We start from the raw sequence: 17316 nt of genomic DNA, 5'->3' as shown, positions 1-17316 counted from the left end.
GCGTATTTCGCACAGGATAGGCCAGAACGGGGTACGTGCGCAGCGACGAAAAAGACGCGACGCCCCGCGACGTTACCGTCGCCGCCGGGCATCGCGCACAGGCACATCACGTGCAGCTCAGAACTTCCACAGGATGTTGCCGAGGATTGCGTTGTCGCGCACGCCGCTGCCGTACTGGCCGCTGTACGTGAGGCCGAGCGTCAGGCGCTTCGTGATGTTCGCGTCGATACCGGCTTCGAGCACCGCGCTGTCGCGAGCAATCGGCACACCCGACACCTGGAACGACGTGCCGCCGTTCGCGAACGTGAACGCCGACGACGGCCTCACGTTGCCAAACGCATGCCGCCAGCCGACCGTCCCGCGCGCGGTGAACGTGCCGCTCGCGATCGAGCCGAGCTGCGACGCCGCGCGCAAACCGAGGGTCGAGAAGCCGACGTGGGTGGTCTCGCCGCCGGCACGCAGCGCGGCCGCGCCACCTGTTTCCGTATAGCCGTCGGTATGCAGGTTCACATACGCGAGGCCAGCGAACGGTTCGATCGCCACGGGCCCGACCGGCAGCGCGTAGCCTACTTCGCCGAACACCTGCGCCGAATTCGCGTCGTAGCCGGCCGAATCGTGATCCGAGAATCCCGCGAAGCCCGGATTGCGATCGCTGTTGATCCGGTACCACGTGTACGACGCGCCACCGCGCACACCGAGCGCACCGTACTGCGCGCCGCCGTACAGCGACAGGTAGTAGCTGTTCACCGCCGCCGACGAGCTCTGGTCATTGTCGAGCGAGCCATGCGTGACGCCCGCGGCCAGACCCGCACGCCACTTGTCGTTGAGCGCCATGTCGGCGCCGGCGATGAAGCCCGTCATGCTGCGGTTGATCGTCGACGCGTTGCCGTCGCCGGTGAGCCGGCTGCGGCCGCCGAACGCCTGCCCCCAGACGACCGGTTGATAAGGCGTGCCGCCGTAGCAACCCTCGCGCGAACCGATCCGGCGTTCCGGCGGCAGTGTCGGGTCGACCGCGCCGGCCGTGTTGTCGCCGCACAGCGCGGCGCCGCCCGACGACAGCGCGGCGAGCGGGCCCGACCCGGGCGCGAGGCCCTGGCGGACGCGATCGGTCACCGCGTCGCGCACATAGCGGCTATCGAGCAGCAGCATGCTCTTCATGCTGGCCTGCAGTTCGCCGTCGAGCATCCCGTACGCGCGGCGTGCGGTGGGCGCGTCGGTCGTCAGCACCGCGTCGTACAGCGGGTTGCCGGCGCCGAGCCCGCCGAGCGCGGTCGCGACCGACCGCTGGTTTGGCGTCGTCGCGACGTCCGGCAGCGACGTGCCGTTTTCGACGAGTCGCAGGTACACGTGATTCGGGTCGTAGCTGAGCGTCGGCATCAGGAACGCGTAGTTCGCGTTCACCTGGCTGAACGCGCCCTGCACGCCCGATGCCGCCGTCACGATCGTGTAGGTCGTGCTCGGCTGGTAGCCGCTCTGGTTCGCGATCACCTGCACGGTGCCGCCGTTCAGCGTCGCCGTGCCGCCCGCCGCGAGGCTGCCGCTTTGCTGCGGCGAGGCCGCGACCTGGAACGTCGAACCCGGCTGGAACGTGACATTGCCGCCCACGTTCAGCGCCGCGCCCGGCTGCGACGCGGCCGCCGTCGCACCGCCCTGCACCACGAGGCCGCCGATCGTGCCGGTGCCCGTGACCGTCGCACCGTTCTGCACGGTCACGGTCGACTGGCCGAGCGCCCCGTTCACGGCGAGCGTGCCCGCGCTGACCGTGGTCGGGCCGCTCAAGGTGCTGGCGCCCGTCAACGTCAGTTGCCCGCTGCCGGCCTGCGTCAGCGAGCCCGCGCCGGACAGCACGCTTGCAATCGTCACGTTGCCGGATTGATTGACGATCAGCGCGCCGTTGTCGACGACATTGCCGGCGACGCTGCCCGACGTGCCGCCGTTGCCGAGTTGCAGCGCGCTACCGGCCGCGATCGTGGTGCCGCCCGTGTAGGTATTCGCGCCCGTCAGCGTCTGAACACCCGTGCCGGCGATCGTCACACCGCCCGCGCCGCCGATCGCGCCGCCGAACGTGCCGTTGCCGCTGCCGTTCAACGTCAGCGCATTCGCGCCGAGATTGACGGTCGCGCCGGTCGCGCCGTTCAACGTGCCGATCGTCTGCGCGCCCGACGCACCACTGACATCGAACGTCGCACCCGTGCCCGCGAGATTCACCGCGCCCGTCGACGCGAGGCCGCCACCCGCGCCGAGCGCCAGCGTGCTGCCGCCGTTGATGGTCGTGCCGCCGGTGTAGGTGTTCGCGCCCGTCAGCGTTTGCGTGCCGCTACCGGCAACCGTCACGCCGCCCGCACCGCCGATCGTCCCGCCGAACGCCGCGTTGCCGCTGCCGTTCAGCGTCAGCGCATTCGTGCCCAGGTTCACGCTGGTGCCGATGCCGCCGGACAGCGCACCAATCGTCTGTGCGCCCGTCGCACCCCCGACGTTGAACGTCGCACCCGTGCCGGCGAGATTCACCGCGCTGCCCGACGCGAGGCTGCCGCCCGCACCCAGCGCGAGCGTGCTGCCGGTACCGATCGTCGTGCCACCCGTGTACGTATTCGCGCCGGTCAGCGTTTGCGTACCGGTGCCCGCGAACGTCACACCGCCCGTGCCGCCGATCGCACCGCCGAACGTGCTGCCGCTGCCGTTCAGCGTCAGTGCGTTCGCGCCGAGAGTCACGTTCGTACCGGCGCCGCCGGACAGCGTGCCGAGCGTCTGCGCGCCCGATGCACCGCTCAGGTTGAACGTCGCGCCCGTGCCGGCGAGATTCACCGCGCTGCCCGCTGCGAGGCTGCCACCCGCACCCAGCGCCAGCGTGCTGCCGCCGTTGATGGTCGTGCCACCCGTGTAGGTGTTCGCACCCGTCAGCGTTTGTGTCCCCGTGCCCGCGAACGTCACGCCGCCCGTGCCGCCGATCGCACCGCCGAAAGTGCCGCCGCTGCCGTTCAACGTCAGCGCGTTCGCGCCGAGGTTCACGTTCGTGCCGGTCGCGCCGGTCAGCGTGCCGAGCGTCTGCGCGCCGGTCGCGCCGCCCAGGTTGAGCGTCGCGCCCGTGCCGGCGAGATTCACCGCGCTGCCCGACGCGAGACTGCCGCCGGCACCCAGCGCGAGTGTGCTGCCGCCGTTGATCGTCGTGCCACCCGTGTAGGTATTCGCGCCCGTCAGCGTTTGCGTGCCGGCACCTGCGAACGTCACACCACCCGTGCCGCCGATCGCGCCGCCGAACGTGTTGTTGCCGCTGCCGTTCAACGTCAGCGCGTTCGCGCCGAGGTTCACGTTCGTGCCGGTCGCGCCGGTCAGCGTACCGAGCGTCTGCGCGCCCGTCGCGCCACTGAGGTTGAACGTCGCGCCCGTGCCGGCGAGATTCACCGCGCTGCCCGATGCGAGGCTGCCGCCCGCGCCCAGCGCGAGTGTGCTGCCGCCGTTGATCGTCGTGCCGCCCGTGTACGTATTCGCACCGGTCAGTGTCTGCGTGCCGGTGCCCGCGAACGTCACGCCACTGGTGCCGGCGATCACGCCGCCAAACGTGCCGTTGGTGCTGCCGTTCAACGTCAGCGCATTCGCACCGAGGTTCACGTTCGTGCCGGTGGCGCCACTCAGCGTGCCGAGCATCTGTGCGCCCGATGCACCGCTCAGGTTGAACGTCGCGCCCGTGCCGGCAAGGTTCACGGCACTGCCGGACGCCAGGCTGCCGCCTGCGCCCAGCGCGAGCGTGCTGCCGCCGTTGATCGTCGTGCCACCGGTATAGGTGTTCGCGCCGGTCAGCGTTTGCGTCCCGGTGCCCCCGAACGTCACGCTGCCCGTACCGCTGATCGCACCGCCGAACGTGCCGCTGGCGGTTCCGCTCAGCGTCAGTCCGTTCGCGCCAAGATCCACGTTCGTGCCGGCCGCGCCGTTCAGCGTGCCGATCGTCTGCGCGCCCGACGCACCGCTCAGGTTGAACGTTGCGCCTGCTCCGGCAAGGTTCACGGAACCGCCGGACGCCAGGCTGCCACCCGCACCCAGCGCCAGCGTGCTGCCGCCGTTGATGGTCGTGCCACCCGTGTAGGTGTTCGCACCCGTCAGCGTTTGCGTGCCGGCACCTGCGAACGTCACGCCGCCCGTGCCGCCAATCGCACCGGCGAACGTACCGTTGGTGCTGCCGTTCAGCGTCAGCGCGTTCGCGCCGAGGTTCACGTTCGTGCCGCCGATGCCGCTCAGCGTGCCGAGCGTCTGCGCGCCCGATGCGCCGCTCACGTCGAACGTCGCACCCGTGCCTGCAAGATTCACTGCGCTACCCGAAGCCAGGCTGCCGCCCGCGACGAGCGCAAGCGTGCTGCCGCCGTTGATCGTCGTGCCGCCCGTGTACGTGTTCGCACCCGTCAGCGTCTGCGTGCCGGTACCCGCGTACGTCACGCTGCCCGTGCCGCCGATCGCGCCGCCGAACGTGCCGCTGGCGGTCCCGCTCAGCGTCAGCCCGTTCGCGCCAAGATCCACGTTCGTACTGGCCGCGCCGTTCAACGCGCCGATCGTCTGCGCGCCCGATGCGCCGCTCAGGTTGAACGTCGCGCCGGCGCCAGCGAGATTCACCGCCCCTGTCGAGGCCAGGCTACCGCCCGCACCGAGCGCCAGCGTACCGCCGGCGCCGATTGTCGTACCGCCCGTGTAGGTGTTCGTGCCCGTCAGCGTTTGCGTGCCGGTACCCGCGAACGTCACGCCAGCCGTACCGTCGATCGTCCCGCCGAACGTATGGTTGCCGTTGCCGCTCAACGTCAGCGCGTTCGCGCCGAGGTTCACGTTCGTGCCGGCCGCACCGCTCAGCGCGCCGATCGTCTGCGCGCCCGATGCGCCGCCCAGGTTGAACGTCGCGCCCGCAGCGGCGAGGTTCACCGTCCCGGTCGCCGCGAGACTGCCGCCCGAGCCGAGCGCCAGCGTGCTGCCGCCGTTGATCGTCGTGCCGCCCGTGTACGTATTCGCGCCGGTCAGCGTCTGCGTGCCCGTGCCGGCCACGGTCAGGCCGCCGGTGCCGCCGATCGTGCCGCCGAAATTGCCGCTGGCCGTCCCGCTCAGCGTCAGGCCGTTCGCGCCGAGGTTCACGGCCGCACCGGCGACGCCGCTCAGTGCGCCGATCGTCTGCGCGCCCGTCGCACCGCTCAGGTCGAATGTCGCGCCCGCGCCGGCCACGTTCACCGCGCCCGTCGCCGCGAGGCTGCCGCCGGCACCGAGCGCCAGCGTGCCGGCATTGATCGTCGTGCCGCCCGTGTAAGCGTTCGCCCCCGTCAACGTCGTGGTCGCCGCACCGTCCTTCACCAGCCCGCCCGCGCCGGTGATGCCACCGTTCAGCGTGAGCGCGTTGCTGCCGCCGAGCGTCAGCGTCGCGCCCGCGCCGAGATTGACCGCGTTGTTGACCGACAGGCTCGCGGTGGTGTCGAGCGTCGCCGCGCCGCCGACGTTCAGCGCGCCGGAACCGAGCGCCCCGCCGTTGCCGAGCACGACGCCGCCGCTGTTCAGATTCGTGCCGCCCGTATAGACGTTCGCGCCCGTCAGCGTCTGCGTGCCGGTGCCGGCCAGCGTCAGGCTGCCCGCCCCGCCAATCACGCCGCCGAAGGTGCCGCTGGCGGTGCCGCCGAGCGTCAGCCCGTTGCCGCCCATGTTGACGTTCGTCCCGGCGACACCCGACAGCGCGCCGATCGTCTGCGCGCTCGTCGCGCCGCTCAGGTCGAGCGCCGCGCCCGCGTTGGCCAGGTTCACCGCACCGGTCGCCGCCAGGCTGCCGCCCGCGCCCACCGCCAGCGTGCCGGCATTGATCGTCGTGCCGCCCGTGTAGGTGTTCGTGCCCGTCAGCGTCGTGGTCGCCGCGCCGTTCTTCACGAGACCGCCCGCGCCGGCAATGCCGCCGCTCAGGGTGAGCGCATTGCTGCCGCCAAGCGTCAGCGTCGAGCCGTTACCAAGATTGACCGCGTTGGCGACCGACAGGCTTGCGTTCGTGTCGAGCGTGGCCGCGCCTGCGACGTTCAGCGCGCCCGTGCCGAGCGCCGCATTGTTGCCGAGCACCACGCTGCTGCCGCCGTTCAGGTTGGTGCCGCCCGAGTAGGTGCTCGCGCCGTTCAGCGTCTGCGTACCGGTACCGGCCAGCGTCAGGCTGCCGGTACCGGCGATCGCGCCGCTGAAGGCGCCACTGGCGGTTCCGCCCAGTGTCAGCCCGTTGTTGCCCAGCGCGACATTCGTCCCGCCCACCCCCGACAGCGCGCCGATCGACTGGGCACCGGCCGCACCGCTCAGGTCGAGCGCGGCGCCCGCGCCGGCCAGGTTCACCGCACCGGTCGCCGCCAGGCTGCCGGCCCCGCTGATCGCCAGCGTGCCCGCGTTGATCGTCGTGCCGCCCGTGTAGGTGTTCGCGGCCGTCAACGTCGTGGTCGCCGCGCCGTCCTTCACGAGGCCGCCCACGCCGGTGATGCCGCCGTTCAGCGTGAGCGCATTGCTGCCGCCCAGTGTCAGCGTCGAACCGGTCGCGAGGTTGACCGCGTTGTTGACCGACAGGTTCGTGCTCGTGTCGAGCGTCGCCGCGCCGCCGACGGTCAACGCGCCCGTGCCGAGTGCTGCGTTGTTGCCGAGCACGAGGCCGCCGGCATTCAGCGCCGTGCCACCGCTGTAGTTGTTCGCACCGGACAGCGTCACGGTCGCCGCGCCGTTCTTCACGAGACCGCCGCCGCCCGAGACCGTGCCGCTCAGGCCCAGATTGGTGGTGCCGCCGAGCGTCAGCGTCGTGCCGGTGGCGATGTTGACATTGTTCGCGAGCGACGCGTTGGTGGTCGCATCGAGCGACGCCGAGCCGTTGACGTTCATCGCGCCCGTGCCGAGCGCCGTATTGCTGCCGACCACGAGGGTGCCGCCGTTCAAGTTCGTGCCGCCCGAGTACGTGTTCGCGCCCGTCAGCGTTTGCGTGCCGGTGCCGGCCAGCGTGACGCTGCCCGCGCCGCCGATCGAGCCGGCGTACGTCGCATTGACGCTGCCGTTCAGCGTCAGCGAATTGCCGCCGAGGTTCACGCTGGTACCGGCCGAGCCCGCCAGCGCACCGATCGCCTGCGCACCCGATGCGTTGCTCAGGTCGAACGTCGCGCCGGCGCCGGTCAGGCTCACCGTGCCGGTCGAGGCCAGGCTGCCGCCCGCGCCCAGCGCGAGCGTGCCGCTGTTGATCGTCGTGTTGCCGGTGTAGGTATTCGTGCCGGTCAGCGTCAGCGTCGCCGCGCCGTTCTTCACGAGGCCGCCGTTGCCGTTGATGGCGCCGGCCAGCCCGAGGTTGTTGCTGCCGCCGACCGTCAGCGTCGAATTGTTGGCAAGATTGACCGTATTGCCGAGCGTCGTGTTCGTACTCGTGTCGAGCGAGGCCGAGCCGTTGACGTTCAGCGCACCGCTGCCGAGCGACGCGTTGTTGCCGACGACGATGCCGCCGTCGTTCAGGTTCGTGCCGCCCGTGTAGCTGTTCGCGCCCGTCAACGTCAGCGTGCCGCCGTCGTTCTTCGTCAGCGCGCCGCCGCCCGTCACCGTGCCCGACAGCGTGAGCCCGGTCGCCCCCTGCACCGTCAAACCGCCGCCGCCGAGGGTCACGGTGTTGCCGACATTGAGCCCGGCCACACCCGCCTGCAGCGCCGCGCCATTGGCCGTGACGTTGCCGGTGCCGAGCGACGCGTTGTTGCCGATGATCGCGACACCGCCGTTCAGCGTCGCGTCCTGCGCGGTGGACGCACCGTTGATCGTCCAGTTGCCGCTGTTGACGTCGAGGTGATTGAAGTTGACGTAGTTGTTGACCGCGATCGTGCCGTTCGCGCTGGCGCCCTGCTGCAGGTTGAGCGTGTTGTTGCCGCCCGCGCCGCCGTCGACGATACCCGTCGCCGCCACGTTCAGCGTAACCGGGCCGACCGTGATGTTGAACGCGCCGCCGGTGCCGCCCGCCGAGTTGACCGACGAGCCCGTCACGGCATTGAACGTGTTGGTGCTGTTCGCGCCCATCGACACGCCGCCATTGATCGTGCCCGAGTTGGTAAACGTATTGCCCTGCCCGGGCGTGCCGTTCGAGCCGAACGCGACGCGGCCGTTGATCGTTCCGCTGTTCGACATGTTGACCGCGGCGCCGCCGTATGCGGCGACCACGGGCGAATCCGCGCCGACGAGGGTCGCACCGACCAGCGGGTTGGACCCGATCGTGCCGGTGTTCGTGATGTTCGACGTGCCGCCCGTGCCGTTCTGGACCGACAGCGCCATGCCCGTCACGCCGCTGATCGCCACGCCGGTCGAGCCGTTCATCGTGCCGTTGTTAGTGACGGTGGTATTCGCGCTCGCCGATGCATTGCCGACGACCGCGCCGCTCGACAGCACGCCGAGCCCGCTACCAAGCGCGGAAGGGTCGATCGTGCCGTTGTTGGTCAGCGTGACGCCGTTGCCCGTCAGCGACATCGCGGTGCCGCCGACGCCGAGCAGCACGCCGACGCTCGCACCGGGATTGACGGTGGCGTTGATGTTGTTCGCGCTGTTCGAATAGCTCGGCGCAAGCGGATTGGCGACGCCGGAGCAGGTCACCGTCGTGCCTGCCGCGCTGCAGATCGCATGCGCAGGCACGATACCCGCGCCGGAAAGTGCCAGGAAAACGCCCGTGGGTAACAGCAGTCTCGGAAACGGCTCACCGGCTTTTTTCGAACGCGCAAGGTTCATGCTTTCCCTCGTTTTTGGCTTTGGTTTTGGTATTGGTATTGCGGCCGCACCGGACGGCGCGCAGCAGAAAATCACGGACAAAAGCGTCCGCCCCGGCAATCGCGATGCGACGTCGGTTTATTCAAGGATGGTTTTTTAATCAGCCCGGGATCGGGATTGCAGACGCAAGACTAGTCGAACGACATGATGGCGGCCCCTGTTTTTTCTGCAGCGACTTTCTGGTTGATTTGATTACTGCCCTGCTTTTATCAGACAAGGCTATATCAAACTCAAACCGTTTTCCAGTCGATATTTATCCATCGGCTCAAGGGTTGGCGAGCATGTATTTTTTACTTGGCAAAAGGCGTCCGGCGACGAGACTCCGCAAGTTTTTCGTCTTTTTGATTTGATTTTTCGCAAAAACAACGGAATCACCGTATCCGTGAAAACGCTGATGCGCAGTCTTGATTCAAGGTATATGAATCCCGCAGTGCAATATTTTAACTCTCACAAATCGCCGACACGAATAATCAGCACCCACTTAATAATTGGATTAAACCCGGATTTTCGAATGCCTTACGAATTTACTTCGATTTACGCCTTGCATCGAAACTGCAATGCGAATCGTTATCGCTTGCCCAATGTCGAAGACATTCGGGCTGCGGGCAGGAAACGGCCGAAACCGAAAGGAAAAAAAGAACCACGCGCACGCGGAAGCATTCGCCCCGCGGCGTGTTACGAAAACAGGCTCATCAGATAAAGCATCGGCCGGAACGAAACAGGCCGCGCATCGGGGTTCACCCACAACCGCACCGCATACACCGCGTAGGCCGGCACTTCGCGCCAGCTCGAATAGACATCGCGCAACTGGAAACGGCCCGGATACGCGGCGGAGATGTTCGCCCTTGCGATGCCGACGCGCTCGAATGCGAGGCGCGCTCGCGCGAGGTGGTAGTACTGGCTGACGATCAGCACGCGCGACACGTTGTGCGCCTGCAGGTACGCGAGCGTGTGCTGCGCCGTCGCGAGCGTGTTGTCGCCCTGGTCGTCGACGGCGATCCGGTCGGCCGGCACGCCGTGCGCCACCAGATAGTCGCGCATCGCGGTCGCCTCGTTGAGCCCGGGGCCGTCAATCGCGCCGCTGACCAGGAACGCCGGGCACTGCCCCGAGCGGTAGCAGCGCACGCCGACATCGAGCCTGGCGGCGAGCACCGGCTTCGGCGCACCGGTCTCGTCGAGCGCGTTGCCGAAGATCACGGCGACATCGGCCGGCTCGCTCGGCATCCGCATCCCGTACGTGACGAGCGCAACGGCTGCGACGATCCAGAGGCAGGCAACGACGGCCAGCAGGCGGCCCGTTCGGGCAACGAAGCCCCGTTTGGTGTGGTTTTTCAAGGTTTTCGGTCTCTCTCAGGTCGTCGGGCTCGTCGTGCGTTTCGGCTTGCCCGGCCCCGCACGGGCGCGTAACGCTAGCACGGTGCGCGTTCAGGTGTCCACGCGACGGGCCAATGCCGGACGGCGGCCCGCCTTGGCGGCAAGTCGACCGGAGATGCGTGCCCGGCGCAGCGGGCAGGCAATACGGTGGTTTGCGGAGATCTACGGAGATCGAAACAATGTAAACGGCCGCGCCGCGATGCACGGCCCGGCAGGGCCCGAATCAGTCGACCGGGCACATCGCGAGCCGCCCCATCGCCTCGCCGGCGCCGCGCACCGCGCAGGTGGCCGGTTCGTCGGCGATCCGGGCGACCAGTCCCGTCTCGTCGTGCAGCAGGCGTTCGAGACCGGCGAGCAGCGCGCCGCCGCCCGTCAGCACCACACCGCGATGCGCGATGTCGGTCACGAGCTCGGCCGGTGCGTTTTCCAGCACCGACTTCACCGCGCCGATCACCTGCTTGAGCGGCGCGGCCAGCGCATCCGCGACGTCGTGGTTGGACAGCTCGACCGAGCGCGGCAGGCCGTCGCCGATGCTGCGCCCGACCGCGCGCGTCGACGTGCGCGGCACCGCGCTGGTGGCCGAGCCGATCGTCTTCTTCACGTGCTCGGCCGTCTGCTCGCCGAGCAGCACGCCATACAGGTTGCGGACATGGTTGACGATCGCCGCGTCGAACTGGCTGCCGCCGACGCGGATCGCCTCGCGGTAGACGATCCCGCCGAGCGCGATCACCGCGACTTCGGTCGTGCCGCCACCGATGTCGATGACCATCGAGCCGACCGGCTCCGTTACCGGCAGACCGGCGCCGAGCCCGGCCGCGAGCGACTCCTCGATCAGTTCGACGTCCGATACACCGGCCGCGAATGCGGCCTCGCGGATCGCGCGGCGCTCGACGGCCGTCGCGTCGGACGGCACGCACAGCGTGACCTCGACACGGCGGCCGAAGCGCGAGCGCGTGCGCGACATGTCGATGAAGCTGCGGATCATCTGCTCGGCCGCGTGCGCGTCGGCGATCACGCCATGGCGCATCGGCCGCACGGCTTCGAGATGCCCCGGTTCGCGGCCGAGCAGCGCCTTCGCGAGCTCGCCGACCGCCTCGAGCGTCGGCCGCGCGTCGGTCGCGCCGCCCTTGCGGAAGCAGACGACCGACGGCTGGTTCAGCACCACGCCGCGCTCGTGCGTATAAATCCGCGTACTCGCCGTTCCAGGGTCGATCGCAACGGGTTGCGCAAACAACTTTCCGAACAGCGGTGTCGACATATCAAACCTTTGTGAACGAACGGGCCGGGACAGCCGCGTCGCATTTTTTGCGGCGCGTCCATGCCGCCCCATCACGAGCTTAGCGGCAAATCGTTCCGATACTTTAGGCAATTCCGATGATTTTTTCGCGACGCAATTGTCAAATGTACCGCTCCGGACGCATCCGGCTACGCAACGGCCTCTCGCATTGCCTCTGTAAAACACGGTAATCTCTCGGTCTTGCCTGCTCCCTGCAGGCCTCAGACGCCCGATCACGCCAGGTATTTCCACCATGACAGCGACCGTTTCCTCCCGCTGGGCGCGGGTGCGCCCGCTCTGCACGACGCTCGTCGCCGTCTGGTGCTGCACGGTCGCCGCGCAGCCGCTGCCGGCCACCGCACCCGCCGCCGCAACAGCCGCCGCCCCGGCCGACACCGCAGCCGCCTCCGCGCCGGCTGCCGCGCCCGCTGCGCCGGCGAACGCCTGCACGGCCGACGGCGGCCCGGCCGGCCGCCCGTCGATCGGCCTCGTGCTGTCCGGCGGCGGTGCGCGCGGCTACGCACACCTCGGTGTCCTGAAGGTGCTGGAAGACAACCGCATCCCGATCGACTGCATCGCGGGCACCAGCATGGGCGCCGTCGTCGGCGGCCTGTACGCGAGCGGGATGGCGGCCGACGAGATGCAAAAACGGCTGTCGGAGGTCAACCTCGCGGATATCGCGTTCGACGTGACCGAGCGCGCGGACCTGCCGCAAACCAGCCGGGAAGACGAACGGCTGTACATCAACGGGCTGACGCTCGGGTTCGGCAAGAAAGGCGTGAAGGCGCCGGTCGGCCTCGTGCAGGGCAACCGGCTGCAGGCGCTGCTCGCGAACTGGACGGCCGCCGTGCCGACCAACCAGCCGTTCGACCACCTGCCGATCCCGTACCGTGCGGTCGCGACCGACCTACAGACGGGCCAGATGGTCGTGCTCGACCACGGCTCGCTGCCGCTCGCGGTCCGCGCGAGCATGGCGATGCCCGGCCTGTTCGCCCCGGCCGAGATCAACGGGCGCGCGCTCGTGGACGGCGGGCTCGTCAGCAACCTGCCCGTCGACACCGCGCGGCAGATGGGCGCGCACGTCGTGATCGCAGTCGACATCGGCTCGCAACTGCGCCCGCTCGACGCGCTTGCGTCGCCCGCCGACGTGATGCAGCAGATGGTCGGCATCCTGATCCGCCAGAACGTGACCGCCCAGCGCAAGCAGCTCGACGCACAGGACGTGCTGCTCACGCCGGACCTCGGCGGGCTCGCGTTTACCGATTTCCAGAACGCGAAGCAGGCGATCGCCGCCGGCGCGGCCGCCGCGACCGCCGCGCTGCCGACGCTGAAGCGATTCGCGCTCACGCCGGAGCAGTACGCGGCCTACCGGTCCGCGCATGCGCAGCCGCTGCCGCCGCCGATCCGGATCACGCGCATCGACATCAAGACCAGCGGCGGCGTGCCGAAGCGCGTCGTCAGCAACGCGCTGCACGTGAAGCCCGGCGATACCTACGATCCGCAGACCGTCAGCCAGGATCTGCTCGGCCTCACGACGGGTGGCAATTTCGAGAGCGTCACGCAGCAGATCGTGAGCCGCGGCGACGACAACGTGCTCGAGATCAACGCGCGCGAGAAGTACTGGGGGCCGAATTTCCTGCTGTTCGGGCTCGGCATGTCGAGCAGCTCGACCGACGAGGGCGGTTTCCGCCTGCACGTCGGCTACCGGCGGCCGTGGCTCACCGAATCGGGGCTCGAATTCCGCGCGGACACGACGATCGGCAGCGACCTGCAGTCGGCGCGCATCGAATTCCGCCAGCCGCTGTCGATGGCCTACGGCGTCTACCTGTCGCCCTACGCGGAGTACCAGCGTCGCTACGCGAACCTGTACGACGACACCGGCGACGTGAAGATCACGCAGTACCTGATGCAGACGGCGCGTGCCGGCATCGATTTCGGCCTGCCGATCGCGCGGCTCGGCGATTTCCGGATCGGTATCGGTTACGTGACCGGGCACGGCTCGCCGACGTACAACCTGCCGTTCGACGACGGCAGCGGCCAGAACCTGCTGTGGCCGAGCTTCACCTCCCAGGCGCTGACCGCGCGCGCACGCCTCGTCATCGACCAGCTCGACGATCCGCTGTTTCCGCGCAAGGGCTATTTCACCGAACTGCGCGTCGAGCGCTCGCTGGTGTCGCGCAACGGGGGCTCGGCGAGCCAATTCGACGACAGCATCAACAACGCGCCCTACACCGAGATCTACGGCAAGGCGATGGTGGCGCAGCAGTTCGGCCGCCACAGCGTCAGCGCGACGATCGAAGGCGGCAAGAGCATCGGCGGCACCAACCTGATCAACGCGTTCAACTTCACGCTCGGCGGCTTCCAGCACCTGTCCGCGTATGCGGCCGACCAGCTGAACGGCAACGAGCTCGCGTACGGTCAGATCACCTACATGAACCAGTTGATGACGTTCAACGCGTCGCCGATCAAGGCGCTGTCGGTCGGCGCCAGCGCGGAAGTCGGCAACGTGTGGTCGAGCGGGCAGCAGATCGGCGGCGGCGCGCTCAAGCAGAGCTATACGTTCTTCACGAGCCTGTCGACCGCGTTCGGGCCCGTCTACATCGGCGTGGCGCTCGCGCCGGGCGGCCGTCGCAACTTCTACCTGCAGCTCGGCCGCACGTACTGAGCATGCGCGGATGCCGTTTCGGCGGCATCCGTGTTGCCGTGTTGCCGTGTTGCCTTCGCAGTCCCGATTAGAAATCCCCGGCCATCGCCACCGCCCGCGCCTGTGCGCGCTCGATACTGTCGTGCGCCCTCGCATTCCGCGTGCAAGCGCGCCGCCATCGCGGCGATCGGGGATCGAACCTCATGTACGGATGGGCTAGACCGGCCAGCTGATTTCGAAGCGCGCGCCGCAGAGTTCGACCGGATCGACGACCGCGATCCGGCCGTTGTGCGCATGGAGCACCTGCCGCGTGATCGACAGGCCGAGCCCGTAGCCGCCGGTGCGGCGGTCGAGGCGCACGAAGGCATCGAAGATCCGCTCGCGCTCGCTCTCGGGCACGCCGGGGCCGTCGTCCTCGACGAAGATCCCGATGTTGCCGTGCACGAGCGAGATCCCGACGACGATCCGCGATCTCGCGTACTTGCTCGCGTTGCGCAACAGGTTGCGCATCGCGTACGACATCAACCGCCGGTCCATCTTCACGCGCAGGTCCGATGCGATCGCGATGCGCGACTCGATCGCGCGCTCCGGATACAGCAGCTGCGCGTCGTTAATCTGGTGTTCGAACCACGCGACGGGCGCGGTCATCTCGAGGTTCGACTGCAGCGAGCTGTACTCGAGCCGCGCGAACGTCAGGCTCATGTCGATCAATTCCTCGAGTTCCGTCACGTCCTGCGCGATGCTCTCGAGCGCGCCCTGGTATTCGGCGGCCGACGCCGGTTCGCGCAGCATTTCGAGCGCGAAGCGCACGCGCGCGAGCGGCGTACGCAACTCGTGCGAGATGCCGTTCGTCAGGTCGCGCTGCGCGGCGATCAAGCGCTCCATGCGCATCGCGAGCGCATTCAGCGTGCGCGCGAGCGGGCCGATGATCACGCTGTGCGATTCGCGCGCACGCGTGTTGAAGCGCCCGCCCGTGAAGTCGATCGCGCGCTCGCGCACCATCACGAGATCCGACCAGACGGGCCGCATCCACCGGTACGCCGCCAATGCGGGCGCGGCGAACACGAACGCAAGCACGATATAGATATCGCCCGGCAGCGAATCGAACGCATGCCACACGACCTGCGGCGACAATTCGACGCACAGCGCGAGCGCCGGCACGAGTGCGGTCAGCAGGACGAGGCCAAGCAGGTGCAGGTAGGTGCGCACATAGAGGCGCGACCAGCTCGGAATGCGGTCGGCGCGCGTGTCGGTCCACGCGCGGCGGAAATGCAGCCAGCGCCATTTGACGTAGCGCAGTGTCGGCAGTGGCGGTGCATCGGGGTGCGAACGGGTTCGTCGGATCATCGCGGCTCCCGGCCGGCGGGTGGAATGCCCGCGCGGAACGTGACGACGTCGCCCGAAGGCCGCGTCATTCCCACGCGTGCTTGCTGAATTGATAACCCTTGCTGCGGATCGTCTTGATCCGCTGCGGGTTGCTCGCGTCGTCGCGCAGCTTGCGGCGCAGCTTCGAGATGCGCCCGTCGATCGTGCGGTCGAGGCCGTCGAATTCGACGCCGCGCAGCTGCAGCATCAGGTCGTCGCGGCTGACGACTTCGCCCGCATGGCACACGAGCGCCCACAGCAGGTCGAATTCGGCCGACGTCAGGTCGGGCGTGCTGCCGTCGGGCAGCACGACGGTGCGGTCGGTACGGTCGATCGAGAACTTGCCGAACGCGTAGCGCTCCGGCTGCGGCGCGGCGCTCTCGGTCGCGCGCGCGGGCGCGCGGCGCAGCTGCGCCTTGATCCGCGCGAGCAGGATGCGCGGCTCGACCGGCTTGTGCACATAGTCGTCCGCGCCGAACTCGAGGCCAAGCAGCTCGTCGAAGGGCTCGTCGCGCGCCGTCACCATGATGATCACGCCGTCGTACTGCTTGCGCGCCTCGCGGCAGATTTCGAAGCCGTCCTTGCCCGGCAGGTTCACGTCGAGGATGACGAGATCGGGACGAAGGGACAGGATCGCCGGCACCGCGGCGTCGCCGTGCAGCACAGTGTCGACTTCATAGTCGTTCTTGCGCAGGTAGCCGGCGATCAGCGTGGACAGGCGGGTGTCGTCTTCGACGAGCAGGATACGAAAAGACATGGGCAGCGGTCGGATCATCAGGTAGGCCGCGGCGGCGCCGGCCGGTGCCGGACGCCGGCCATCGGCCGAAACGTACCGCATGATACTGCGACCGCCGCTTGCCCGTTTGACGGTCTTGAAAATAAGGGCGCGATACCATCCGCGCTTGACGAATCGGCGCCGGGACGGTTCCATACGGGCTCGCCGGAATCCGGGCCGCGCCTCTACCCTGCCTCACGTGATGAATTACCAGACGATCCTCGAACGCATCCACACCGAACTCGCCCCCTGGATTGGCCAGGGACGGGTTGCCGACTACATTCCCGAACTCGCGAAAGTGCCTGCCGACAAGTTCGGGATGGCCGTCGTGACGCTCGACGGGAACGTTTACACGGTCGGCGACGCGCACGAGCGTTTCTCGATCCAGAGCATCTCGAAGCTGTTCGCGTGCACGCTCGCGTTCCAGTTGCTGGGCGACGACCTGTGGGAACGGGTCGGCCGCGAGCCGTCCGGCAACGCGTTCAATTCGCTGGTCCAGCTCGAGAGCGAACGCGGCAAACCGCGCAATCCGTTCATCAACGCGGGCGCGCTGGTCGTCACCGATGTGCTGTGCCGTCGCTTCGTGAAGGCCGAAACGGCGCTCGTCGAGTTCGTCCGGCGGATGATCGGCACGAACGACATCGACTACGATTCGCGCGTCGCGCAGTCGGAGTTGCAGCATGCCGAGCGCAACCGCGCGATGGCGCATTTCATGGCGAGCTTCGGCAACATGCAGATGCCGCCCGACACGGTGATCGACGCGTATTGCCGCCAGTGCGCGATCACGATGAACTGCGTCGAACTTGCCAGCGCCGCGCTGTTCCTCGCGAACGGCGGCGTCGCGCCGGTGACGGGCGAGCGGATCGTCGATTCGAGTTCGGCGAAGCGGCTGTCGGCGCTGATGCTGACCTGCGGCACTTACGATGCAGCCGGCGATTTCGTGTATCGCGTCGGGCTGCCGGCGAAGAGCGGCGTCGGCGGCGGGATCGTTGCGGTGCTGCCGGGGGAGATGGCCGTGTGCGTGTGGGCGCCGGGGCTGGATGCGAACGGGAACTCGCTGGCCGGCACGTTGGCGCTGGAGTGGTTGACGACTTATACCGGAAGGTCGATTTTTTGAGGTGG

At 68.5% G+C, this 17316-nt stretch carries 8 protein-coding genes; 3 read left to right on the top strand and 5 right to left on the bottom strand.

The genetic code is table 11. The annotated features are described in order from the left end of the window. Window positions 1-117: 117 nt before the first annotated feature. The gene (locus tag U5809_RS17115) at window positions 118-8721 is read right to left on the bottom strand and encodes an autotransporter-associated beta strand repeat-containing protein (RefSeq protein WP_322087395.1); all 8604 of its coding nucleotides are present in this window, start codon (window positions 8719-8721) and stop codon (window positions 118-120) included. On the opposite strand from U5809_RS17115, the gene U5809_RS17110 reads away from it, so the two are divergent. Continuing rightward, the gene (locus tag U5809_RS17110; RefSeq protein WP_322087394.1) at window positions 8663-8860 is read left to right on the top strand and encodes a hypothetical protein; all 198 of its coding nucleotides are present in this window, start codon (window positions 8663-8665) and stop codon (window positions 8858-8860) included. The genes U5809_RS17115 and U5809_RS17110 overlap by 59 nt on opposite strands. Before the next feature lie 575 nt (window positions 8861-9435). Here the strand turns inward: U5809_RS17110 and U5809_RS17105 are convergent. After that, window positions 9436-10095, bottom strand: a complete 660-nt coding sequence (locus tag U5809_RS17105; protein ID WP_322087393.1) for a YdcF family protein — start codon at window positions 10093-10095, stop codon at window positions 9436-9438. 262 nt (window positions 10096-10357) lie between these two features. Beyond that, on the bottom strand, window positions 10358-11392 hold the full coding sequence (locus U5809_RS17100) for a rod shape-determining protein (protein ID WP_282508762.1): 1035 nt from the start codon (window positions 11390-11392) through the stop codon (window positions 10358-10360). Window positions 11393-11663: 271 nt separating this feature from the next. On the opposite strand from U5809_RS17100, the gene U5809_RS17095 reads away from it, so the two are divergent. Further along, window positions 11664-14075, top strand: a complete 2412-nt coding sequence (locus U5809_RS17095; protein ID WP_322087392.1) for a patatin-like phospholipase family protein — start codon at window positions 11664-11666, stop codon at window positions 14073-14075. Window positions 14076-14270: 195 nt separating this feature from the next. Here the strand turns inward: U5809_RS17095 and U5809_RS17090 are convergent, their stop codons facing one another. Continuing rightward, window positions 14271-15401 carry an ATP-binding protein gene (locus tag U5809_RS17090; RefSeq protein WP_322087391.1) on the bottom strand — a complete coding sequence of 377 codons (1131 nt, stop codon included), beginning with the start codon at window positions 15399-15401 and terminating at the stop codon, window positions 14271-14273. Window positions 15402-15465: 64 nt separating this feature from the next. Then, window positions 15466-16176: a response regulator gene (locus U5809_RS17085; protein ID WP_176048243.1), complete on the bottom strand. Its 711-nt coding sequence runs from the start codon at window positions 16174-16176 to the stop codon at window positions 15466-15468. Between the two features lie 220 nt (window positions 16177-16396). On the opposite strand from U5809_RS17085, the gene U5809_RS17080 reads away from it, so the two are divergent. Next, window positions 16397-17311 (top strand): glutaminase, encoded by a 915-nt coding sequence (locus tag U5809_RS17080; RefSeq protein WP_176048244.1) that lies wholly within the window; start codon window positions 16397-16399, stop codon window positions 17309-17311. The last annotated feature ends 5 nt before the right edge of the window (window positions 17312-17316 follow it).

The organism is Burkholderia sp. BCC1999 (genome assembly GCF_905339975.1).
In the GTDB taxonomy this organism is placed as follows: domain Bacteria; phylum Pseudomonadota; class Gammaproteobacteria; order Burkholderiales; family Burkholderiaceae; genus Burkholderia.
This window is presented reverse-complemented; position numbering and strand designations above follow the sequence as displayed.

What these genes read in the sequence shown, in the direction of transcription:
- U5809_RS17115 (WP_322087395.1), bottom strand. Translation starts at nt 8,721, where the DNA reads ATGAACCTTGCGCGTTCGAAAAAAGCCGGTGAGCCGTTTCCGAGACTG.
- U5809_RS17100 (WP_282508762.1), bottom strand. Translation starts at nt 11,392, where the DNA reads ATGTCGACACCGCTGTTCGGAAAGTTGTTTGCGCAACCCGTTGCGATC.
- U5809_RS17095 (WP_322087392.1), top strand. Translation starts at nt 11,664, where the DNA reads ATGACAGCGACCGTTTCCTCCCGCTGGGCGCGGGTGCGCCCGCTCTGC.
- U5809_RS17090 (WP_322087391.1), bottom strand. Translation starts at nt 15,401, where the DNA reads ATGATCCGACGAACCCGTTCGCACCCCGATGCACCGCCACTGCCGACA.
- U5809_RS17085 (WP_176048243.1), bottom strand. Translation starts at nt 16,176, where the DNA reads ATGTCTTTTCGTATCCTGCTCGTCGAAGACGACACCCGCCTGTCCACG.
- U5809_RS17080 (WP_176048244.1), top strand. Translation starts at nt 16,397, where the DNA reads ATGAATTACCAGACGATCCTCGAACGCATCCACACCGAACTCGCCCCC.